A 505-nucleotide genomic window follows, 5' to 3' on the forward strand; every position below is an offset into this window, starting at 1 on the left:
AGCTGCCGTACCGAATCACAGATTCGCCACGGCAGGCGGGCAATAGATGCCGTCGCGCCAGCGAACCTGCTGTAACAGGTTCACGGCGCGACGCTCCGAGACGAGCGTCTTGATAGGGAACATCGTTTGTCGGGTGACGCGGTCGTGTCACCCTTGCCTGTTGTGACTTCTGGCTCCAGCTGAGAACTGACCAACAATCCTCTACCCAAGAGCGTCCGACGATCATGACTGTTAAATTGCTCAGCGATTTACCAAACAGGTACGTGTTTACCCTGAAGACTCAACAATCGGAGCAGCTTGATCCCGTGAGATCATCTCGTTGTCGCGGACAACTCGCCTGAGTTCGTCGTAAGGATTGCGTCCCTGCTGGCGACGTGGCGCCAGCAGGGACAAGACTGTCTCGTGGACGAACATTCCTCGGTCATTACGAAGCGTTCCGATGATTTTCCGGAGAACAACGGGTTCACGGAGTGCGTTCTCTGCGGCGTTGTTCGTCGGGGAGACC

The 505-nt window shown here is 56.4% G+C and carries 2 pseudogenes; both read right to left on the reverse strand.

Going from position 1 to position 505, the window contains the following annotated elements:
* Nucleotides 1-123, reverse strand: a pseudogene (locus EXE46_RS16370) (transposase); the annotation flags it as partial.
* Between the two features lie 144 nt (nucleotides 124-267).
* Nucleotides 268-505, reverse strand: a pseudogene (locus tag EXE46_RS16375) (IS66 family transposase); the annotation flags it as partial.

The organism is Halorubrum sp. GN11_10-6_MGM, from assembly GCF_005435165.1.
GTDB lineage: Archaea > Halobacteriota > Halobacteria > Halobacteriales > Haloferacaceae > Halorubrum.